The organism is Kluyvera georgiana ATCC 51603 (genome assembly GCF_001654985.1).
GTDB classification, from domain to species: Bacteria; Pseudomonadota; Gammaproteobacteria; order Enterobacterales; family Enterobacteriaceae; genus Kluyvera; species Kluyvera georgiana.
Window position 1 is genome coordinate 161,154 of the sequence record NZ_LXEU01000049.1, and the last position, 16,438, is coordinate 177,591.

Consider the following 16,438-nt stretch of genomic DNA (forward strand, 5'->3'; position numbering starts at 1 on the left):
CCCATGATTAGAGGGAGGAATCAGAACTGAGCTATGATTCAATTTCATTAATTGAGGCCGTCATCTGTCAGAGAACCGAAGGATTTCAGCCGGATAGCGTTCGCCCTGAATAGTGATATTGGCTCCCTCGATGCGCTGTAAATCCTGTTCATCCAACCGCACGTTGAGCGCGCCAATATTTTCTTCAAAGCGACTCAGGCTACGGGTGCCAAACAGCGGGACAATCCACGGTTTTTGCGCCAACAGCCACGCTAAAGCGACCTGGGCGGGCGTGGCTTGATGACGGTCGGCAATCTCACGAATCAGCATAATCAAACGCTGATTGCTGGCGCGCGCATCCTCGGTAAAGCGTGGCGTTTTCGCGCGAATATCATTGCCATCAAATACCGTTGCAGCATCTATTTTACCGGTTAAAAAGCCTTTGCCTAACGGACTGTAGGGGACCAGACCGATACCCAATTCTTGCAGCGTGGGAAGCACCTGCGCTTCGGGTTCGCGAGTCCACAAAGAGTATTCGCTCTGTAACGCGGCCAGAGGTTGCACCGCATGCGCACGTCGAATAGAGGCAGTACTGGCTTCGGACATACCGAACCAGCGCACTTTTCCCTCCGCAATCAGATCCTGTACCGTTCCTGCGACATCCTCCATCGGAACATCAGGGTCGACACGATGCTGATAGCACAGATCGATATAGTCTGTGCCAAGACGCTTCAGACTGCCCTCCACCGAGCGGCGAATCTGTTCTGGCCGACTGTTTACGCCACCCCGATGTTCACCGGTTCGCTGATCGATATCCCAGCCAAACTTGGTGGCAATTTTGACCTGATGGCGCACCGGCGCAAGCGCTTCGCCCACCATCACCTCGTTGGTCCACGGGCCGTAAACCTCCGCGGTGTCAAAAAAATCCATTCCGCGTGCCACCGCGCTGCGCAGCAGTTCAATCATCTGCCCCCGGTCCGGCAGATCGCGTGCTTTGCCATAGCCCATCGATCCCAGCGATAACGCGGAAACTTCCAGTCCCTGCCCCAACTGACGTTTGATCATATCTCGCACCTCTGCATTATTTTCCAGCCAGTTGCGCCGCAAAGCGGGCCTGAAAATCAGCGATCTTGTCTTTGTTACCGCTCGCCACCTCATAAAACGCCAGCGGCTGACGATAGTGCATCCCCACATAGCGAGCGCTGGCCTTCATCGGCGTCAGCACCTCTTCCATGGTGCTATTCAGCAGCCCCTCATGCGAATAGGTCAACTCGCTAGCGCCAGCGGTAGTCACAACCTGCAACTGCTTCTCTTTTAACGCCGTACCGCCTGTCCCAAATGCCCAGCCGTAGGTCCAGACTTCATTGAGATAGGCTTTGAGCATCGGAGTCAAATTAAACCAGTGGGTGGGATAGAGAAAAACCACGCGCTCGGCCTCGCGGTAGGCCGCCTGCTCCGCAGCGACATCAATGGCCGCCGCATCATTACCGTACATCTGCTCCAGGTGACGAATCGTCACATTCTCTGCGCGCTCTGCGGTGTGTTGCAGGGCGCGAATCACCCGCGATTGCGAAAAATAGGGATGGGATACAATCATCAGCGTTTTCATAGCGTCCTCACTTTAGTGCCATCATCTTGTATGACTGGCAGTATGCGGCCGATGATTGATAACCTTAATAGCACTTATGGTTGAAGTGCTTTCAACCTCAGGTTAATAATAATCAAGCACGATTCCCGTTCAGGAGACGACCATGGAACTCTCGCAGCGCGTCCGCGCGATGACGTCATTTATCGATGCTGCCGATGCGGGTAGCTTCGCCGCCGCCGCGCGTCTTCAGGGAGTGAGTACCGCCGCCATCAGCAAAAATATTGCCGGGCTTGAGCAAGCGCTGGGCGTTCGTCTGATGAACCGCACCACGCGTAAGCTGAGTCTGACTGAAGAAGGCGCGGCGTTTCTTCAGCAAGCACGCATTGCCATCGCCGCGCTGGATACCGCCGTCGATACGGTGGTGGCCGGCAAAATGGAAACCCGCGGGCATGTGCGCATCTCCACTAGTGCCGCTTTTGGCCGCGAGCAACTCCTGCCGGCGCTGCCGGAGCTACGTCAACGCTATCCCGGTCTGTCCGTGGAGGTCGATTTTGACGATCGGGTGACCGATATTGTCCGCGACGGTTACGATCTGGCCATCCGCGGCGGGCGTATCGTCGACTCTTCGCTGATTTCACGCCCGGTCTGCCAGCTCAATATGGTGTTGGTCGCTTCGCCGGATTATCTGGCCCAACATGGTGTGCCGCAAACGCCAGAGGATCTCAAAAACCACCATCTGATTGCCCGTCGCTTTCTTGGCGGACGAGTATCGCCCTGGGGATTCCGTGGTACAGACGATAGCCTGACCACGCTTGAACCCGACGCTGCGGCCATCACTCTCTCCGCCCCCGAAGCTCAGCTACAGGCGGCCCGGCTCGGGTTGGGGATTGCGCAGGTGGGCGTCCATCACGCCATCACGCACCTGCAAACCGGTCAGTTGAAAGTATTACTCTTTGGTCAGCACGATCCCGGCAGCTATGAAATGGTGATTCAGTATCCGCATCGGGCGCTGATCGCCCCCCGCGTACGAGTGACGATTGAGTATCTGCTGGATATCCTGAGGCAGGATCCCTCGCTGCATTTCCCGCTTTCCAGACTGGCTGAGTTTGCTGCATAGGCGATAATCAATATATTCATCACACAAATAATGCATTTCATGCTGCCTGGGCGGCATTTCATTCCGCTTTTCAGGCCGTTAGTGCTGATTTTTCCCGAGGAGTGACAGAAAAGCATACAGTAGCGTTTATTTACGAATGTGCCCTATGCCGATTTCTCTCTTTTCACGCGAAAACCTGCTGTCCGGTTTTCAATGGTTCTTCTTTATCTTCTGCAATACCGTGGTGGTCCCTCCCACCCTGGTTTCCGCCTTCCACCTCCCAGCAAGCAGCCTGCTGATGCTGACGCAGTATGCGTTCCTGACCACCGCCGTTGCCTGTCTGCTACAAACGTTCTGCGGCCATCGCCGCGCCATTATGGAAGGCCCTACCGGCCTGTGGTGGGGAACGATCCTGACAATTACGCTGGCCGAAGCGTCGCGCGGTACGCCGTTGAATGATATCGCCAGCAGTCTGGCGGTAGGTATTGCGATCTCGGCGGTGCTCACCATCCTCATCGGCATCAGCGGGCTGGGGAACCGGCTGGCGAAGTTGTTTACCCCAACGGTGATGGTCACCTTTATGCTTCTGCTCGGGGCACAGCTCACGGCGATTTTCTTTAAGGGTATGTTGGGGCTGCCTTTTGGCATTGCCAGGACTACCGTTAGTCTGTCGCTCGCCCCGTTTCTGCTCTCGGTGGCGGTGATGCTGTTTGTGATTGGCCTGATTATTTTCCTGCCGCCGCGTATTTCGCGCTACGCGCTGCTGATAGGTACCGTGGTGGGTTGGGCGATCTGGCGTCTCTGTTTTGGGGCCGCAGATACCGCCTTCGGTGAGCTGAACTGGCAGTGGTTCCCGCTCGGCAGCCATGGCGTGCTGTCGCCGGGAATTATTCTGACCGCCGTAATGACCGGGCTGGTTAACATCAGCAACACCTATGGCGCAATTCGCGGTACCGACGTATTTTACCCATCGTCTACGGCCAGCGGCGCTCACTATCGCCGCAGTTTTATCGTCTCCGGCATCATTACGCTGGTGACGGTACCGTTCGCCGTCATCCCGTTTTCCCCGTTTGTGTCTTCCGTGGGATTGTTAACCCAGACCGGCGATAGCTCGCGACGCTCCTTCTTCTACGGCGGAATACTATTCCTGTTGGTCGCACTCATCACCCCTCTCACCCGCTTCTTCTGCGCCATTCCGTTGGGCGTCAGCAGCGCGGTGATGCTGGTTTCCTATCTGCCGTTGCTATTCTCTAGCCTCGCTTTCAGCCAGCAGGTCAAGTTTACCTCGCGGAATATCTATCGCCTGGCGCTGCCGCTGTTTGTTGGGCTATTCCTGATGAGTCTGCCACCCGTGTATCTGCAGGATGTTCAGCTCCCCCTTCGCCCGCTGCTCAGCAACGGCCTGCTGGTCGGTATCCTGCTGTCTGTGTTGCTGGATAACATCATTCCGTGGTAGCGCATCAGATAAAGGTTCCGGATAACGCCATTATCTGGAAACAACAACGGGCACTGAACGTGCCCGGTTGAATAAGAACGGGCCATTCGGCCCGCTAATGATTAACACATTTCCAGCGCTTGCGCTTTGGCCCTTTCAGCCTGCTTTCGGTAATGGTCGTACCGCGCACAAAACCAGATTCTCTGCTGCTCGTTCATGTTGCCAGTGATCGTGCTGATGTCGATGGGATGGCCTGACGCGTACATATGTGCAAAACTGCGGGCCAGAAAATCAAAATTAGTTAATGCTTGTAGATCCTGTTTCTGCATTGCATATCCCTCCGATCTGGTACTCGTTTTAAGGTTATATGCTTTCCTGTTTCCAGTATTCGCCTGTTATCGATATCTCTTTGAACACTGCGTGCGCATTTCAGCGGCGCTACGTCACATTTCGGCAAAAAGGCCGGAACAGGGATGACGCTTCGTGCTGAATAGGCGGTCACGTCCATAAGCGGGTACATCAATCAACACTTTTGCAATATACTGTGACAAGTGTAGAACAGAGTGAGTACATAACTAATGGAAATTGATCTCGATAACCTGGTTTTTGACGGTCTGGAAGAAGCGCAAGAGCGCAATGCGGAACGTCTGGACGATGCAGACAAAAAAGCGCAGGCGATTATCGCCGATGATGACTGCGGCGATGCCTGCAAAATCTGATAAAAAGGCCGGCACTCAGTGCCGGCTTTTTTATCGCTCACTTTTTCACATTCATCTACGCTGCATACGCCGCATCGCGCAATGATAAGCGCCATTGCGTACCGAGCGGCGCAGAACGGCCGCAATCAGATGCACGCCACCGCGAACCACTCGCTGTTCCAACGAGTTCAGCCGTAAATCCAGCATCTCCTGGGCCCAGTCGGGCAGCAGATCGATACCGGCTTTCATAAAAATCATCCCCGCAGGCTGCGCGAAACGCCCTGGCAGCCGGGTGGTCATCAAAACCCTTGCCACTTCCCGGGTACGCGCATCGCAGCGCAGTTGCGGGCGCATCTGTTCGAGATAGTCCGCCACCGCCTGTGGCGTTTTGGGCACATTGCGCGCCCCCAGTTTTTCGGCAATGCTGGCCGATTCAATAAAGTATTGTGCTTGCCGTGCAGGCGTGACCACCGTGCGCCGATAGCGCAGGTGCGAGGCCATAAACGAACTGCATTCGGCCACATGCACCCAGGTCAATAAATCCGGATCGCTGGCGGCGTACGGTGTCCCGTCAACGTCGGTACCGCTAATACGCATGTGGATGGCTTTCACTTTGGCGATCAGCCGTTCGGCATCCGGTTCCGTGGCAAAAGTGGTGGCGGAAATAAACTGGCTGGTGCGGCGCAGGCGGCCAAAGATATCTTCGCGGAACGACGAATGATCCCAGACGCCTGCCAGCGCCAGCGGGTGCAGCATCTGCAACAGTAGCGCGCTGATGCCACCGCACAGCATAGAGGTAAAGTCACCGTGCACTGGCCAGATGGCCGACTGCGGGCCAAACAGCCCCGGTTCGCCGACCGGGTGCTCAAAATCAATTTCCTTAAGCGCCATTCCCGTCAGGCCCAGCACCTGATGTTCAATTCGCTGGCGTAGCCATTCCATTTCCGTCCCCTTCGCCGTCAGCCCTGACGCGCGTTATCCAACCACGCGTAGACCGCCGCCAGATCCCGTTCGGCCAGCCCGTTTTGCGCGGCTTTTTCCCACAGTGCGGCGATATCGCTCATCATCGGCATCGTTCCCTGCGGCGCATTCTCCAGTGCCAGACGTGCGTCTTTCAGCGCATGCTGAAGCTGCATCTGCGGGGTGTAATCCTCTTTGCGGATCATCTCCAGCTTGCCCTTCACATAGGGTGCCGCCAGCGGGCCGCCTTCCAGCGTTTCCCACAGCTGGTCTGGCGTGAAGCCAAACTGTTTTGCCAGCTGCATGCTCTCTGCGACGCCCTGCATCATGGCGATAAGCCAGGCGTTAATCACCAGCTTCATTTTCTGGCTATTGCCCGCCTCGCCGTACCACTGGGTGCCGCGAGAAATCGCGTCGAATACCTGCTGCGCGGCGCCGGCACGCGTCTGGTCGCCGCTTGCCATTACCAGAATTTGCGCGTTTTCCGCCGGGGCTTTGGTGCCCGAAACCGGGGCATCGAGATACAGCATATCCGGTCGCAGCGCATGAAGCAGCGCAATCGACTCGGCGGTTTCCTGAATACCGATGGTCCCCATCTGGCAGAATGTCGCGCCCTGCGGGCAGGACGGCGCAATGGCGCGGATAATCGCCTGCGTGGCGGCACCGTCTGTGAGCATCGCGATAATAACTGACGCATCGGCTACGGCCAGTGCCGCGTCGTTGCACAGCTGGAGACCGTGAGATTGGAGGTCTTCCCCTCGCCCAGGCGTGCGGTTCCAGCCGTACACCGTGAACCCTTTTTTGAGCAGGTTGGCGGCAAATGCATGCCCCATTGCGCCTAAACCCAGAACCGCTACCGCAGGCAGTGCCTTCATTTCTCTCTCCTCACATGTTCGGTCGTTTTTTGTAGCCTGATGATTTTCCGACCAAAAAGCAACCGGATAATCCTGCGACCTATCATAGTTTCCGACCGTGAGGTCTGACATTAGCAAAGTTTGCGCGATTACCCTTTTCGCCCACCGGATTTACCGATGGCTTTGTGCAGATCGTGAATACGTTTCATCGAGCGAATCGTGCGCTGCGACGCGGTGGACGCCACCGATAAGACCAGCATTTCCAGGCACACCATGACCGTCCCGTGCAGCGGTACCCGGCCATTTTCGCCGCGCGGTACGTGAATCACCACCTGCGACATCTCGCTAAACCGCGAGTCGGTCGCCTGGGTCAGCAAAATCGTCGGAATACCTAAGCGTTCCGCCTCCCGGAGCGTGGTCAGCCCCTCACGGTGCGGTGACTTCTGGCCCATCATAATCAGCACATCGCCGCGCTGCAGCGATATCAACTGCTCGGCCAGGCTAAACCCCGTGCGATTCAGCACGTAAGACGGCAGGCCGATGCGGTTGAATAACCGTGCAGTGTACTCACTTAAAATACCCGATGCGCCAATGCCAAACAGTGCCACCTGGCGAGCTTCACTCAGTAATGCTACCGCCTGAGCAATCGCCGCACGGTTATCCGGCGTGGCGAGCATCTCGCAGGCACGCAGGTGCCCCTCCAGCACGAAATCAATACTTGAGCTAACATCGCTGGTGAGTGCCGCAACGGTGGTGACCATTTTTTCTGCAGAGCTGATGGTCGGGCCAAACCAGTGCTGCATGGTTTGCTTGAGATCGCGCAGCCCGGCAAAGCCAAGCGCCTGAATGGCGCGGACCACCGTAGCGTCCGAGGTTTGCGTGGCGGCGGCGATTTCCATCGCCGTGTGGTCAAGCACCGCTTCGCGATTGTCATCAATCCAGTTGACGACGGTCAGTAAACGCGGTGAGAGCTGGGGGGTACGGCTACGCAGACGTTCGCCAAACAAATCCACCCGTCGCTTTTCGTGACGGGCTACCGGCGGGCTCATTTGACCTCCTGCGGAATCGGTCTTCCGGCAATATGCGACTGGACTTCCGCCACCAGCAGGCTTAAGGCGGCATACGAGTTAGAAATGACCTCTTCGCGCGGCAGCAGCACATAATGTCCGCTGCGACAGGCAAGCATAAAGTCACACCAGCCCGGCAGCACTTTCTCCATCTCAGCCCTTTCATCCTGCGGTTTACCACCGGTATCAGAGCGCCAGGTGGCAAAGACAAAATCGGCGTCAAGATCCGGCAACTGCTCGGCGCTGACATCAATGCGCTCGCCGTCCGGGATGTGCTCAATCAGCGCAGGGAAACGGAAGCCCGCATCACGCAGCACGCGGCCAAGGGCATGGTAAGAATGATGAACCGTTATCTTGCCGTTATTGGCCTGAATCACCGAAACGGTGATTTTCTGCGTATCCACGGTCTGTTTCAGCTGTTGGATCTGCGCCTGATAGCGTCGGTCGAGTATCGCCAGACGTGCCTCAGTGCCGGTCAGCTGCGCCAGCTTGCGGTAAATCCGCGGCGCGCTACCCAGCAGATGGTCAATACTCACCGTTGGCGCAATCTTCGCCAGCTGTTCAATCGGCACGTTACGATTTGGCTCGGTGATAATCAGATCCGGTTTCGCCGCCGCCACCGCTTCAAGGTCAATGTCGGCGGTGCCGATGAATTTAATGTCGCTATTATCGAAATCCACGCCGGTCAACTGCGCGCTTGAACGCAGATAGTGGCTGCCATCCGGACGCGTGCGCCCGTGGCTCGCCACCGGCGGTGCCCCCAGCTCAATCAGCGGGATGGTAATATCAAGATCGTGCATAGAAACAATGCGCTTCGGATGTGCCGGCACCTGCACGACACGCCCGAGATCGTCGGTGAATGCCTGCGTTTGCGCACCGGCAACCGCGCTTATCAGCCACAAAGCGGGTAATAACCCTCGAAAAGTCATCCTGAACCTCATAAAGCGTCGCGACGACGCCACAACAGTAAAATAAAAAAGGGGCAGCCAATCAGCGAAATGATGATTCCAGCCGGAATTTGTAGCGGAGCAAACGCCAGTCGGCCAAGCGTATCGGTCAATAACACCAGCAAAGCGCCAATCAGCGCGCTGCCGGTCAGCAACGACACCTGGCCGCCGGGAAGGAGAAAACGCGCCATATGCGGCGCCATCAGTCCAACGAATCCAAGGCTCCCCACGCACGAGACGCTCGCGGCCGTCAGCACAACCGGCGCGAGGAAACGCAGCAGCGTCAGCCGCGCCAGGCGAACGCCGAGGCTGCTGGCAACCTGATTGCCCAACATCGCCACGTCCGCCGCTCGGGCGCTCAGGTAGAGGATGACCACCGCCGGTAGCGCCCACGCGACGGCGACCGCCAGCAGCGGCCAGGTCGCCGCATGCAGGCTACCCGCAAGCCAGGTCATTGCCGTTTGTACATCACGAATATCCGCCGTAGTGACAAACAGCCCCATCGCCGCCGACAGCGCCCACGACACGCCGATGCCAATCAAAATAAAGCGCGGGCGCGAAAGATCGCGCGCCAGTACCATCACCACCAGCGCAACCAGCATGCCACCGAGCATTCCCGCGAGCGGACGCCATGTCAGGCTCAGCGAAGGAAAAGCCAGAATCAACGTCAGCACCACCACGCTGGTGCCCTCTTTCACGCCAATCAGCCCCGGGTCAGCCAGACCGTTGCGGGTGATCGACTGCATCGCCGCCCCGGCCAGCCCCAGCATGCCGCCGCAGAAGACAGCCATCAGCAGGCGCGGTAGGCGAATATCGCGCACGATATACATCTGCTGAGCGCTAAGTACGTCCGGATAAAACAGCGCGCGGCCAATGGCGCTGGTGGGAATAGGCAGCGAGCCGCGCGTCACGCCGTAAATCACCAGCAACCCCACCGCCAACGCCAGCACGGCGGCTATCTTTACCTGTCGGGGACGCAGCAGTACACGAAATGGCCCCCACGTCAAAGGGCGAAAACCCGCTTTACTTAACGCGCGCCTCATTTAAAAAACCTCACGGCAATGGCGATAAAAATCGGCGCGCCGACCAGCGCGGTCATCACGCCGGTCGCCAGTTCCTGCGGCGCCAGCAGCCAGCGGGCCAGTATATCGGCCAGCAGCAACAATAATGCGCCGGTCGGTAGCGCCAGCAGCAGCCCGATACGAATATCCTGCCCGGCCCAGCGACGAATGGCGTGCGGCACCACCAGCCCGATAAAACCGATAGGGCCGGCAATGGACACCGATGCCCCGCACAGCAGCGCAATCGCCAGCACGCCCAGTATGCGCGTACGGGTCACCGCAACGCCCAGCCCGCTCGCCACGCGGTCGCCGAGCGCCAGAATATTCAGCCGGGGGGCGAGGCACGCCGCCAGCAGTACGCCCAACAGCGCTGGAATGCTGGCGATGCGTAGCGTATACGTGCTGACGCCCGACAAATCGCCCGCCAGCCAGGTCCGCATGGCCTGGAGCGTCTGCTCATCAAGGATAAGAATCGAAGCGGTCACCGCCGAGGCAAACGCCGACAGCGCCACGCCGCAGAGAGTAATCTTCATCGCCGTCGCCCCTGCGCGTCCGGTGGAAGCCAGCAGCATCACCAGGCCGAACAGCAGTGCCGCGCCGCCGGCCGCGGTCAGAGGGCGGCTGACTCCCCATTCGCCGAACGAGATCCCGGCCGCCGAACAGGCCACTACCGCCAGCGTCGCCCCGGCGTTCAGACCGAGAATATGCGGTTCACCCAACGGGTTGCGGATAACCGTTTGCAGCAGCAGACCGGCGACGCCCAGCGCGGCCCCGGTCATTAACGCCGCCAGCAGGCGAGTTAAACGCAGACTCACGATGATACGGTGATCAAAATTGTGCGGGTCATAGTGCAGCAGCGCATCGACAACGACGCGCGGTGCAATCGTGCGCGCGCCCAGTCCAAGATGAATCACCGCCGCAACGCATAACAGACAGCCGAGTACCGTAAACGCGACTGACGGATAACCTGCGCTTCGGCGCGTAAGCACGCTTTGTATCGACATCAGGCGGTCACCGGCCGGGCGCTAAACGGCATAAACAGGGGCTTACCGCTCTGTGGGTTATGCAGCATCTGCACATCTACGTCGAACACCTGCTTAATCAGCGCGGGCGTACAGTCCTGCGAGTCGTTAATCACGCCCGCCACCCGCCCCTGCTTCATAAACACCAGCGTGTCGGCATAGTTCACGGCGAAATTAAGGTCGTGCAACACGGTAACCACCGTTCGTCCATGTTCACGGGTCAGCTGTTGTAGCAGTTCAAGAATTTCCACCTGGTAGCGGAGATCGAGCCAGGTAGTGGGTTCATCCAGCAGGATAGTCGGCGTTTGCTGCGCCAGCGCCATCGCTATCCAGCAGCGTTGGCGCTGGCCGCCGGAAAGGCTGTCCACCGTCAAATGCGCGTATTCAAGCGTGCCGGTCAGGCGCAGCGCTTCTTCCACCGCACGCTCATCCTCCGGGGACCACTGACGAATGAGTCCCTGCCACGGGTAGCGCCCGCGCGAGACCAGTTCAAACACCGTCAGCCCTTCTGGCGTCAGCGGCGATTGCGGCAGAAGGCCCAACTGGCGCGCGACCTGCTTCGTCGGCTGCTGATGAATATCTCGCCCGTCCAGACGCACGCAGCCCCCGAGCGGTTTCAGCATCCGCGCGATGGTATTCAGCAAGGTTGATTTACCGGAACCGTTCGCTCCTGCCAGCACCGTCATTTTTCCGACAGGCAGCGTCAAATTGACGTCATTGACGATACGTTGGCCGCCGTATCCAGCGCACAGGGACACCAGCACAATCCCGGGTTCCTGCGGGTTTTCTTGCCGCTGAGGCATATTTCTTTCTCTCCGGCCGCAACGACGTGGTATCGTTCTGCACTTTAAATAAATCTCATTCTCTTTTGATCATGCTATGCCGTTATGTAGTAGTCAATAGCGCTACATTACCGCTTCATTTCATCGGGCTTTTAACCTGCCGCTTGTCTTCCCGCTTTAAATGAGAGAAATAAAATCAAAAAAAATCAATTCTTTAATAGCATCACGCCTGTTTATCCCGTCCTCAATTATCGGCATCGCCAGCGTTAAATAAATTTGTCATCGACTGCATTTACTACTACATCACTGCGTGATTGAATGATTCTCAATTACATATCCGGAGCATTTTTGGCGATGTGAACGGGTAGCTTTCGCAATTCAGGGCAATGATTTTTTAATTTTGGCTGCCATCTATCGGCAGTTTTTTTATGGGAAAACAGACAGATGACACACTTCTCCCCGACGTTCACGGGCACAACCGGGCGCGCGCTATTTTCACTCCTCTTTCTGGGGGCCGTCAGTTCTCCTTCGCTGATGGCGGCTGAAACAACGCCCCGCAGCGACGACACGAAAAAAGAAGATGCGATGACGGTTATTGGCACGACCGCGCAGGCAGACCAGACCGTCACCGACGGCTACCAGCCCTTGAGCAGTTCTACCGCCACGCTAACGTCGATGCCGCTGCTCGATATTCCGCAGGTCGTCAACACGGTGAGCGATAAAGTATTAGAAGATCAGCACGCCACCTCGCTGGACGAAGCGCTGTATAACGTGGCCAACGTGGTACAAACCAACACGCTTGGCGGCACCCAGGACGCGTTTACTCGCCGCGGCTTTGGCGCCAACCGCGACGGTTCGATTATGACCAACGGCCTGCGTACCGTGCTGCCGCGCAGCTTCAACGCCGCCACTTCGCGCGTGGAGGTGCTAAAAGGCCCTGCTTCCACGCTGTACGGCATCCTCGACCCGGGTGGATTAATTAACGTCGTGACCAAGCGCCCAGAGCGCATTTTCTCCGGCAATATTTCAGCGACGTCCAGCAGCTTTGGCGGCGGTAGCGGACAGATTGACGTTACCGGCCCCATTGAAGGCACCCAACTGGCCTATCGTCTGATTGGCGAATATCAGAATGAAGATTACTGGCGTAACTTCGGCAAGGAGCGCAGCAGTTTTATCGCCCCTTCCCTGACCTGGTTTGGCGACGACGCGACGGTTAACCTTTCGTGGTCGCACCGTAACTACAATACGCCGTTCGACCGCGGCACCATTTTCGATCTGAATACCGGTCAGGCGGTCAACGTACCGAGCAAGGTACGCTTCGACGAGCCGTTTAACATTACCGATGGCAATTCCGATCTGGCGCAGCTCAACGCCGAGTATCGTCTGAACAGCCAGTGGACCGCGCGTTTTGACTACAGCTTTAGCCAGGATATGTACAGTGACAACCAGGCTCGCGTGATGGCCTACGATGCCAAAACCGGCAACCTGACCCGCCGTGTCGACGCGACGCAGGGCTCGACCCAACGGATGCATGCCACGCGGGCCGATTTGCAGGGCAATGTGGTGATTGGCGGTTTCTATAATGAGTTGCTTACCGGCATCGCCTATGAAAATTATGACCTGCTGCGTACCGATATGATCCGCTGCAAAAACGTCAAGAACAGCCTCAACATCTATCACCCGATCTACGGGACGCTGGATAAATGCACCACCGTATCGGCGGCCGATAGCGATCAGCGCATTCAGCAGGAAACCTACGCGACGTATTTGCAGGACGCGCTCTATTTGACGGATAAGTGGATTGCCGTGGCGGGCGTGCGCTATCAGTACTACACCCAGTACGCAGGAAAAGGTCGTCCGTTCAAAGAAAACACCGACAGCCGGGACGAAAAGCTGACGCCGAAGTTTGGCCTTGTGTACAAGGTGTCACCCACCGTTTCGCTGTTCGGCAACGTTGCGCAGTCGTTTATGCCGCAATCGTCCATCGCCAGCTATATTGGCGACCTACCGCCGGAAGAGTCCACGGCTTATGAAGTGGGGGCTAAATTCGACCTGTTCGACGGCGTGACCTCTAATATCACCTTCTTTGATATTCACAAACGTAACGTGCTTTATACCGAAACCATTGGCGACGAGACCTACGCCAAAACCGCGGGCAAAGTACGCTCGCGTGGGATTGAGGTGGATGTTGCCGGTTCGCTGAGTGAAAACCTTAACGTCATTGCCAGCTACGGCTACACCGATGCTAAAGTCGAGGAAGATCCGGAATACGCCGGTAAACCGCTGCCCAACGTGCCGCGCCATACCGGATCGCTGTTCCTGACCTATGACATTAACAACGTCTATGAGAGCAACACGCTCACGCTCGGCGCCGGGGGGCATGCGTTGAGCCGCCGCTCCGGTACCAACGGCGCAGATTACTACCTGCCCGGCTACGCGGTCGCGGATGTCTTTGCCGCCTACAGGATGAAGCTACAGTACCCGGTTACGTTGCAGGTGAACGTGAAGAACCTGTTCGACAAGACCTACTACACCTCATCGATAGCCAGCAATAATCTGGGTAACCAGATTGGCGACCCGCGCGAAGTGCAGTTTACGGTAAAAATGGCCTTCTGATTTCGCCAACGCCCAGCCCTCTCTTAGCCAGAGAGGGCTAACCTTTACATACTCTTTCAATCCCTCATCACTTCCCTACAGTCCGCTTACGCATAATAGTCGCTTTAACTTTTAGACAACATTTTTGACTTTGAGGGATTAGAGTGATGCGTCAAGCTCTGCAACTTTCACGCTGGCTAGCAGGATTGCTCCTTGCCGTCAGCGTTGCGCTGCCAGCCAGCGCCAACTCCTGGCCACTGCCGCCGCCGGGTAGCCGTCTGGTGGGCGAAAACCGTTTTCACGTCGTCGACAACAGCGGTGGCTCACTGGAAGCTATCGCCAAGAAATACAACGTGGGTTTCCTGGCGCTGTTGCAGGCTAACCCTGGCGTCGATCCGTATGTGCCTCGCGCAGGCAGCGTACTCACTATCCCGCTGCAAACACTGCTCCCCGACGTACCGCGTGAAGGCATCGTACTGAACCTGGCCGAGCTGCGGCTGTACTACTACCCGCCGGGCAGTAAAACCGTAACCGTCTACCCTATCGGCATCGGTCAACTTGGCGGCACCACGGTGACCCCCACCATGGTCACCACCGTTTCAGATAAGCGCGCCAACCCAACCTGGACGCCAACCGCCAATATCCGCGCGCGCTATCGCGCTCAGGGTGTTGAGCTGCCAGCGGTAATGCCTGCCGGACCGGATAACCCGATGGGGCATCACGCCATTCGTCTTGCGGCCTACGGCGGCGTATATCTGCTACACGGCACCAACGCCGATTTTGGTATCGGGATGCGCGTCAGTTCAGGCTGTATTCGCCTACGTGATAACGACATTAAAGCCCTTTTCGATCAGGTCACGCCGGGCACGAAGGTAAACATTATCAATACGCCGATTAAAGCGTCTATTGAACCAAACGGCGTCCATCTCGTGGAGGTTCATCAACCGCTGTCCGAGCATATTGATGATAACCCGCAGACCCTGCCGATTGTGCTTAACGCCGGGATAAAGGCCTTTAGCCAGAACCCTGCTACCGATAGCGACGTGATGAAAAAAGTGATGGATGTACGCTCCGGGATGCCGGTTGATGTCACCCGTCATCACGATATTGCGCAGCAAAATATGTAGTGGAAAATCGAAAGTAAAAGGCCCTGAGCGTATTCCGCTCAGGGCCTTTTTTATAGCAGTGGCATAAGCATTATGAGGGTTTTAACGCTTATTTATAGATTACCGCGGTACCGTGGAGGGAGTTCGGACCGCTAACGGAAGTGATGCGGAAAGATTTCGCACCCATTTCATCGGCTTTCTGAGACAGCTCTTGTTCCAGAGAAGCCAGGTTCGGACCTGCAGATGCGGCAATGTTGCCGACTTTGTGCTGATCTGCCGGAGTGGATTGCACTTCAACAGCGGCAAAGCTTGCAAATGACAGTGAACTTAGGACTGCGGCGATAGCCAGGGTTTTTACGTTTTTCATAATTTTTACCTTGCAGATGAATTTTTGTAGGTCAGACTTTATTAACTTAACGATCGATAAATTAATAATAATGAGATCCAGGTCACACGTCAACGTATTTTTATAACGATCATTTATTTAATTAGAATTCATATATTTTTCATATGAATATGTTGAATTCTTTTTTGCGACGGAAGCGCTGGCCCCCACCGATAATTATTTTTATAATGAGCATTCACTAAACACCGACTGAGGTAGGCGGCACGATGACAACTGACACGCAAAGTTGCGCGAAAAAAGGCCGTGGTCGACCTAAAGTATTCGACCGGGAAGCGGCGCTGGATAAAGCGATGACGCTGTTCTGGCAGTATGGCTATGAAGCAACATCCCTTTCCGATCTTGTCGAAGCCACCGGCGCCAAGGCGCCGACGCTGTACGCTGAATTTGTGAATAAAGAAGGGCTATTCCGCGCCGTTCTCGATCACTACATCAACCGTTTTGCGTCAAAAAATGAAGCCTGTCTGTTCTGCGATGACCAGACGCTGCTGGAGGCGCTTCGTCACTATTTCACCGCCGTCGCCACCTGCTTTACCAGCAAAGACACGCCGGCGGGCTGCTTTATGATCAACACATCTGCCGCCCTGGCCGCTTCTTCCAAAGAAATTGCGAAGACCATTAAGTCGCGTCACGCGGTACAGGAACAGACGCTATGCCAGTTCTTACAGCTGCGTCAGGCGCGCGGGGAAATCCCGGCAGAGAAAAACGTCGCCGAGCTGGCGCAGTTTCTGAGCTGTATTTTGCAGGGAATGTCGATTAGCGCTCGCGAAGGGGCGAGCTTTGAAACGCTGATGCAGATTACCGAAACCACCCTGCGCCTGTGGCCACAGATGATTGCCGTATAA

At 56.6% G+C, this 16,438-nt stretch carries 16 protein-coding genes and 1 pseudogene; 6 read left to right on the forward strand and 11 right to left on the reverse strand.

Annotation, left to right across the window (positions count from 1 at the left end; translation table 11 throughout):
- Positions 1–60 precede the first annotated feature (60 nt).
- On the reverse strand, positions 61–1,044 hold the full coding sequence (locus M989_RS12570; protein WP_064545751.1) for an aldo/keto reductase: 984 nt from the start codon (positions 1,042–1,044) through the stop codon (positions 61–63).
- A gap of 16 nt (positions 1,045–1,060) precedes the next feature.
- Complete coding sequence (locus tag M989_RS12575; protein ID WP_245191256.1) at positions 1,061–1,576, reverse strand: NAD(P)H-dependent oxidoreductase; 516 nt, start codon at positions 1,574–1,576, stop codon at positions 1,061–1,063.
- 154 nt (positions 1,577–1,730) lie between these two features.
- On the opposite strand from M989_RS12575, the gene M989_RS12580 reads away from it, so the two are divergent.
- Complete coding sequence (locus M989_RS12580; protein WP_064545759.1) at positions 1,731–2,684, forward strand: LysR family transcriptional regulator; 954 nt, start codon at positions 1,731–1,733, stop codon at positions 2,682–2,684.
- Between the two features lie 145 nt (positions 2,685–2,829).
- Positions 2,830–4,119 carry a uracil/xanthine transporter gene (locus M989_RS12585; RefSeq protein ID WP_064545761.1) on the forward strand — a complete coding sequence of 430 codons (1,290 nt, stop codon included), beginning with the start codon at positions 2,830–2,832 and terminating at the stop codon, positions 4,117–4,119.
- 101 nt (positions 4,120–4,220) lie between these two features.
- Here the strand turns inward: M989_RS12585 and M989_RS12590 are convergent, their stop codons facing one another.
- Positions 4,221–4,427 carry a glycogen synthesis protein GlgS gene (locus M989_RS12590; protein WP_064545763.1) on the reverse strand — a complete coding sequence of 69 codons (207 nt, stop codon included), beginning with the start codon at positions 4,425–4,427 and terminating at the stop codon, positions 4,221–4,223.
- 249 nt (positions 4,428–4,676) lie between these two features.
- Between M989_RS12590 and M989_RS25570 the strand changes: the two genes are divergently transcribed.
- Positions 4,677–4,817: a hypothetical protein gene (locus M989_RS25570; RefSeq protein WP_100250004.1), complete on the forward strand. Its 141-nt coding sequence runs from the start codon at positions 4,677–4,679 to the stop codon at positions 4,815–4,817.
- A gap of 51 nt (positions 4,818–4,868) precedes the next feature.
- Here M989_RS25570 and M989_RS12595 read toward each other — a convergent pair whose 3' ends face one another.
- From M989_RS12595 to M989_RS12625, 7 genes and pseudogenes are all read right to left on the reverse strand, one after another.
- A complete protein-coding gene (locus tag M989_RS12595; RefSeq protein WP_064545764.1) occupies positions 4,869–5,738 on the reverse strand; it encodes an oxygenase MpaB family protein in 870 nt (289 codons plus the stop codon).
- A gap of 17 nt (positions 5,739–5,755) precedes the next feature.
- The gene (locus tag M989_RS12600) at positions 5,756–6,631 is read right to left on the reverse strand and encodes an NAD(P)-dependent oxidoreductase (protein WP_064545765.1); all 876 of its coding nucleotides are present in this window, start codon (positions 6,629–6,631) and stop codon (positions 5,756–5,758) included.
- Between the two features lie 128 nt (positions 6,632–6,759).
- Positions 6,760–7,690, reverse strand: a pseudogene (locus tag M989_RS12605) (MurR/RpiR family transcriptional regulator).
- Complete coding sequence (locus M989_RS12610) at positions 7,656–8,606, reverse strand: ABC transporter substrate-binding protein (protein WP_157093547.1); 951 nt, start codon at positions 8,604–8,606, stop codon at positions 7,656–7,658. Before M989_RS12610 ends, M989_RS12605 begins: the two are co-directional and overlap by 35 nt.
- Before the next feature lie 8 nt (positions 8,607–8,614).
- The gene (locus M989_RS12615) at positions 8,615–9,667 is read right to left on the reverse strand and encodes a FecCD family ABC transporter permease (RefSeq protein WP_064545768.1); all 1,053 of its coding nucleotides are present in this window, start codon (positions 9,665–9,667) and stop codon (positions 8,615–8,617) included.
- Positions 9,664–10,689, reverse strand: coding sequence for a FecCD family ABC transporter permease (locus M989_RS12620; RefSeq protein ID WP_064545770.1), 1,026 nt, complete (start codon positions 10,687–10,689; stop codon positions 9,664–9,666). The genes M989_RS12615 and M989_RS12620 overlap by 4 nt, the downstream gene beginning before the upstream one ends.
- A complete protein-coding gene (locus M989_RS12625; RefSeq protein ID WP_064545773.1) occupies positions 10,689–11,510 on the reverse strand; it encodes an ABC transporter ATP-binding protein in 822 nt (273 codons plus the stop codon). The genes M989_RS12620 and M989_RS12625 overlap by 1 nt, the downstream gene beginning before the upstream one ends.
- Positions 11,511–12,023: 513 nt before the next feature.
- On the opposite strand from M989_RS12625, the gene M989_RS12630 reads away from it, so the two are divergent.
- Positions 12,024–14,105, forward strand: coding sequence for a TonB-dependent siderophore receptor (locus M989_RS12630; RefSeq protein ID WP_074398784.1), 2,082 nt, complete (start codon positions 12,024–12,026; stop codon positions 14,103–14,105).
- A 146-nt stretch (positions 14,106–14,251) separates the two neighbouring features.
- Entirely contained in the window at positions 14,252–15,211 is a 960-nt protein-coding gene (ldtC, locus tag M989_RS12635) for a L,D-transpeptidase LdtC (protein ID WP_064545777.1), read from the forward strand.
- A gap of 88 nt (positions 15,212–15,299) precedes the next feature.
- Here ldtC and bhsA read toward each other — a convergent pair whose 3' ends face one another.
- Entirely contained in the window at positions 15,300–15,557 is a 258-nt protein-coding gene (gene bhsA / locus M989_RS12640) for a multiple stress resistance protein BhsA (protein WP_064545779.1), read from the reverse strand.
- Positions 15,558–15,802: 245 nt separating this feature from the next.
- On the opposite strand from bhsA, the gene M989_RS12645 reads away from it, so the two are divergent.
- Positions 15,803–16,438: a TetR/AcrR family transcriptional regulator gene (locus tag M989_RS12645; RefSeq protein ID WP_064545781.1), complete on the forward strand. Its 636-nt coding sequence runs from the start codon at positions 15,803–15,805 to the stop codon at positions 16,436–16,438.

Coding starts and splice junctions, on each gene's coding strand:
- M989_RS12570 (WP_064545751.1), bottom strand. CDS start 1,044: ATGATCAAACGTCAGTTGGGGCAGGGACTGGAAGTTTCCGCGTTATCG.
- M989_RS12575 (WP_245191256.1), bottom strand. CDS start 1,576: ATGATTGTATCCCATCCCTATTTTTCGCAATCGCGGGTGATTCGCGCC.
- M989_RS12580 (WP_064545759.1), top strand. CDS start 1,731: ATGGAACTCTCGCAGCGCGTCCGCGCGATGACGTCATTTATCGATGCT.
- M989_RS12585 (WP_064545761.1), top strand. CDS start 2,830: ATGCCGATTTCTCTCTTTTCACGCGAAAACCTGCTGTCCGGTTTTCAA.
- M989_RS12590 (WP_064545763.1), bottom strand. CDS start 4,427: ATGCAGAAACAGGATCTACAAGCATTAACTAATTTTGATTTTCTGGCC.
- M989_RS25570 (WP_100250004.1), top strand. CDS start 4,677: ATGGAAATTGATCTCGATAACCTGGTTTTTGACGGTCTGGAAGAAGCG.
- M989_RS12595 (WP_064545764.1), bottom strand. CDS start 5,738: ATGGAATGGCTACGCCAGCGAATTGAACATCAGGTGCTGGGCCTGACG.
- M989_RS12600 (WP_064545765.1), bottom strand. CDS start 6,631: ATGAAGGCACTGCCTGCGGTAGCGGTTCTGGGTTTAGGCGCAATGGGG.
- M989_RS12610 (WP_157093547.1), bottom strand. CDS start 8,606: ATGACTTTTCGAGGGTTATTACCCGCTTTGTGGCTGATAAGCGCGGTT.
- M989_RS12615 (WP_064545768.1), bottom strand. CDS start 9,667: ATGAGGCGCGCGTTAAGTAAAGCGGGTTTTCGCCCTTTGACGTGGGGG.
- M989_RS12620 (WP_064545770.1), bottom strand. CDS start 10,689: ATGTCGATACAAAGCGTGCTTACGCGCCGAAGCGCAGGTTATCCGTCA.
- M989_RS12625 (WP_064545773.1), bottom strand. CDS start 11,510: ATGCCTCAGCGGCAAGAAAACCCGCAGGAACCCGGGATTGTGCTGGTG.
- M989_RS12630 (WP_074398784.1), top strand. CDS start 12,024: ATGGCGGCTGAAACAACGCCCCGCAGCGACGACACGAAAAAAGAAGAT.
- ldtC (WP_064545777.1), top strand. CDS start 14,252: ATGCGTCAAGCTCTGCAACTTTCACGCTGGCTAGCAGGATTGCTCCTT.
- bhsA (WP_064545779.1), bottom strand. CDS start 15,557: ATGAAAAACGTAAAAACCCTGGCTATCGCCGCAGTCCTAAGTTCACTG.
- M989_RS12645 (WP_064545781.1), top strand. CDS start 15,803: ATGACAACTGACACGCAAAGTTGCGCGAAAAAAGGCCGTGGTCGACCT.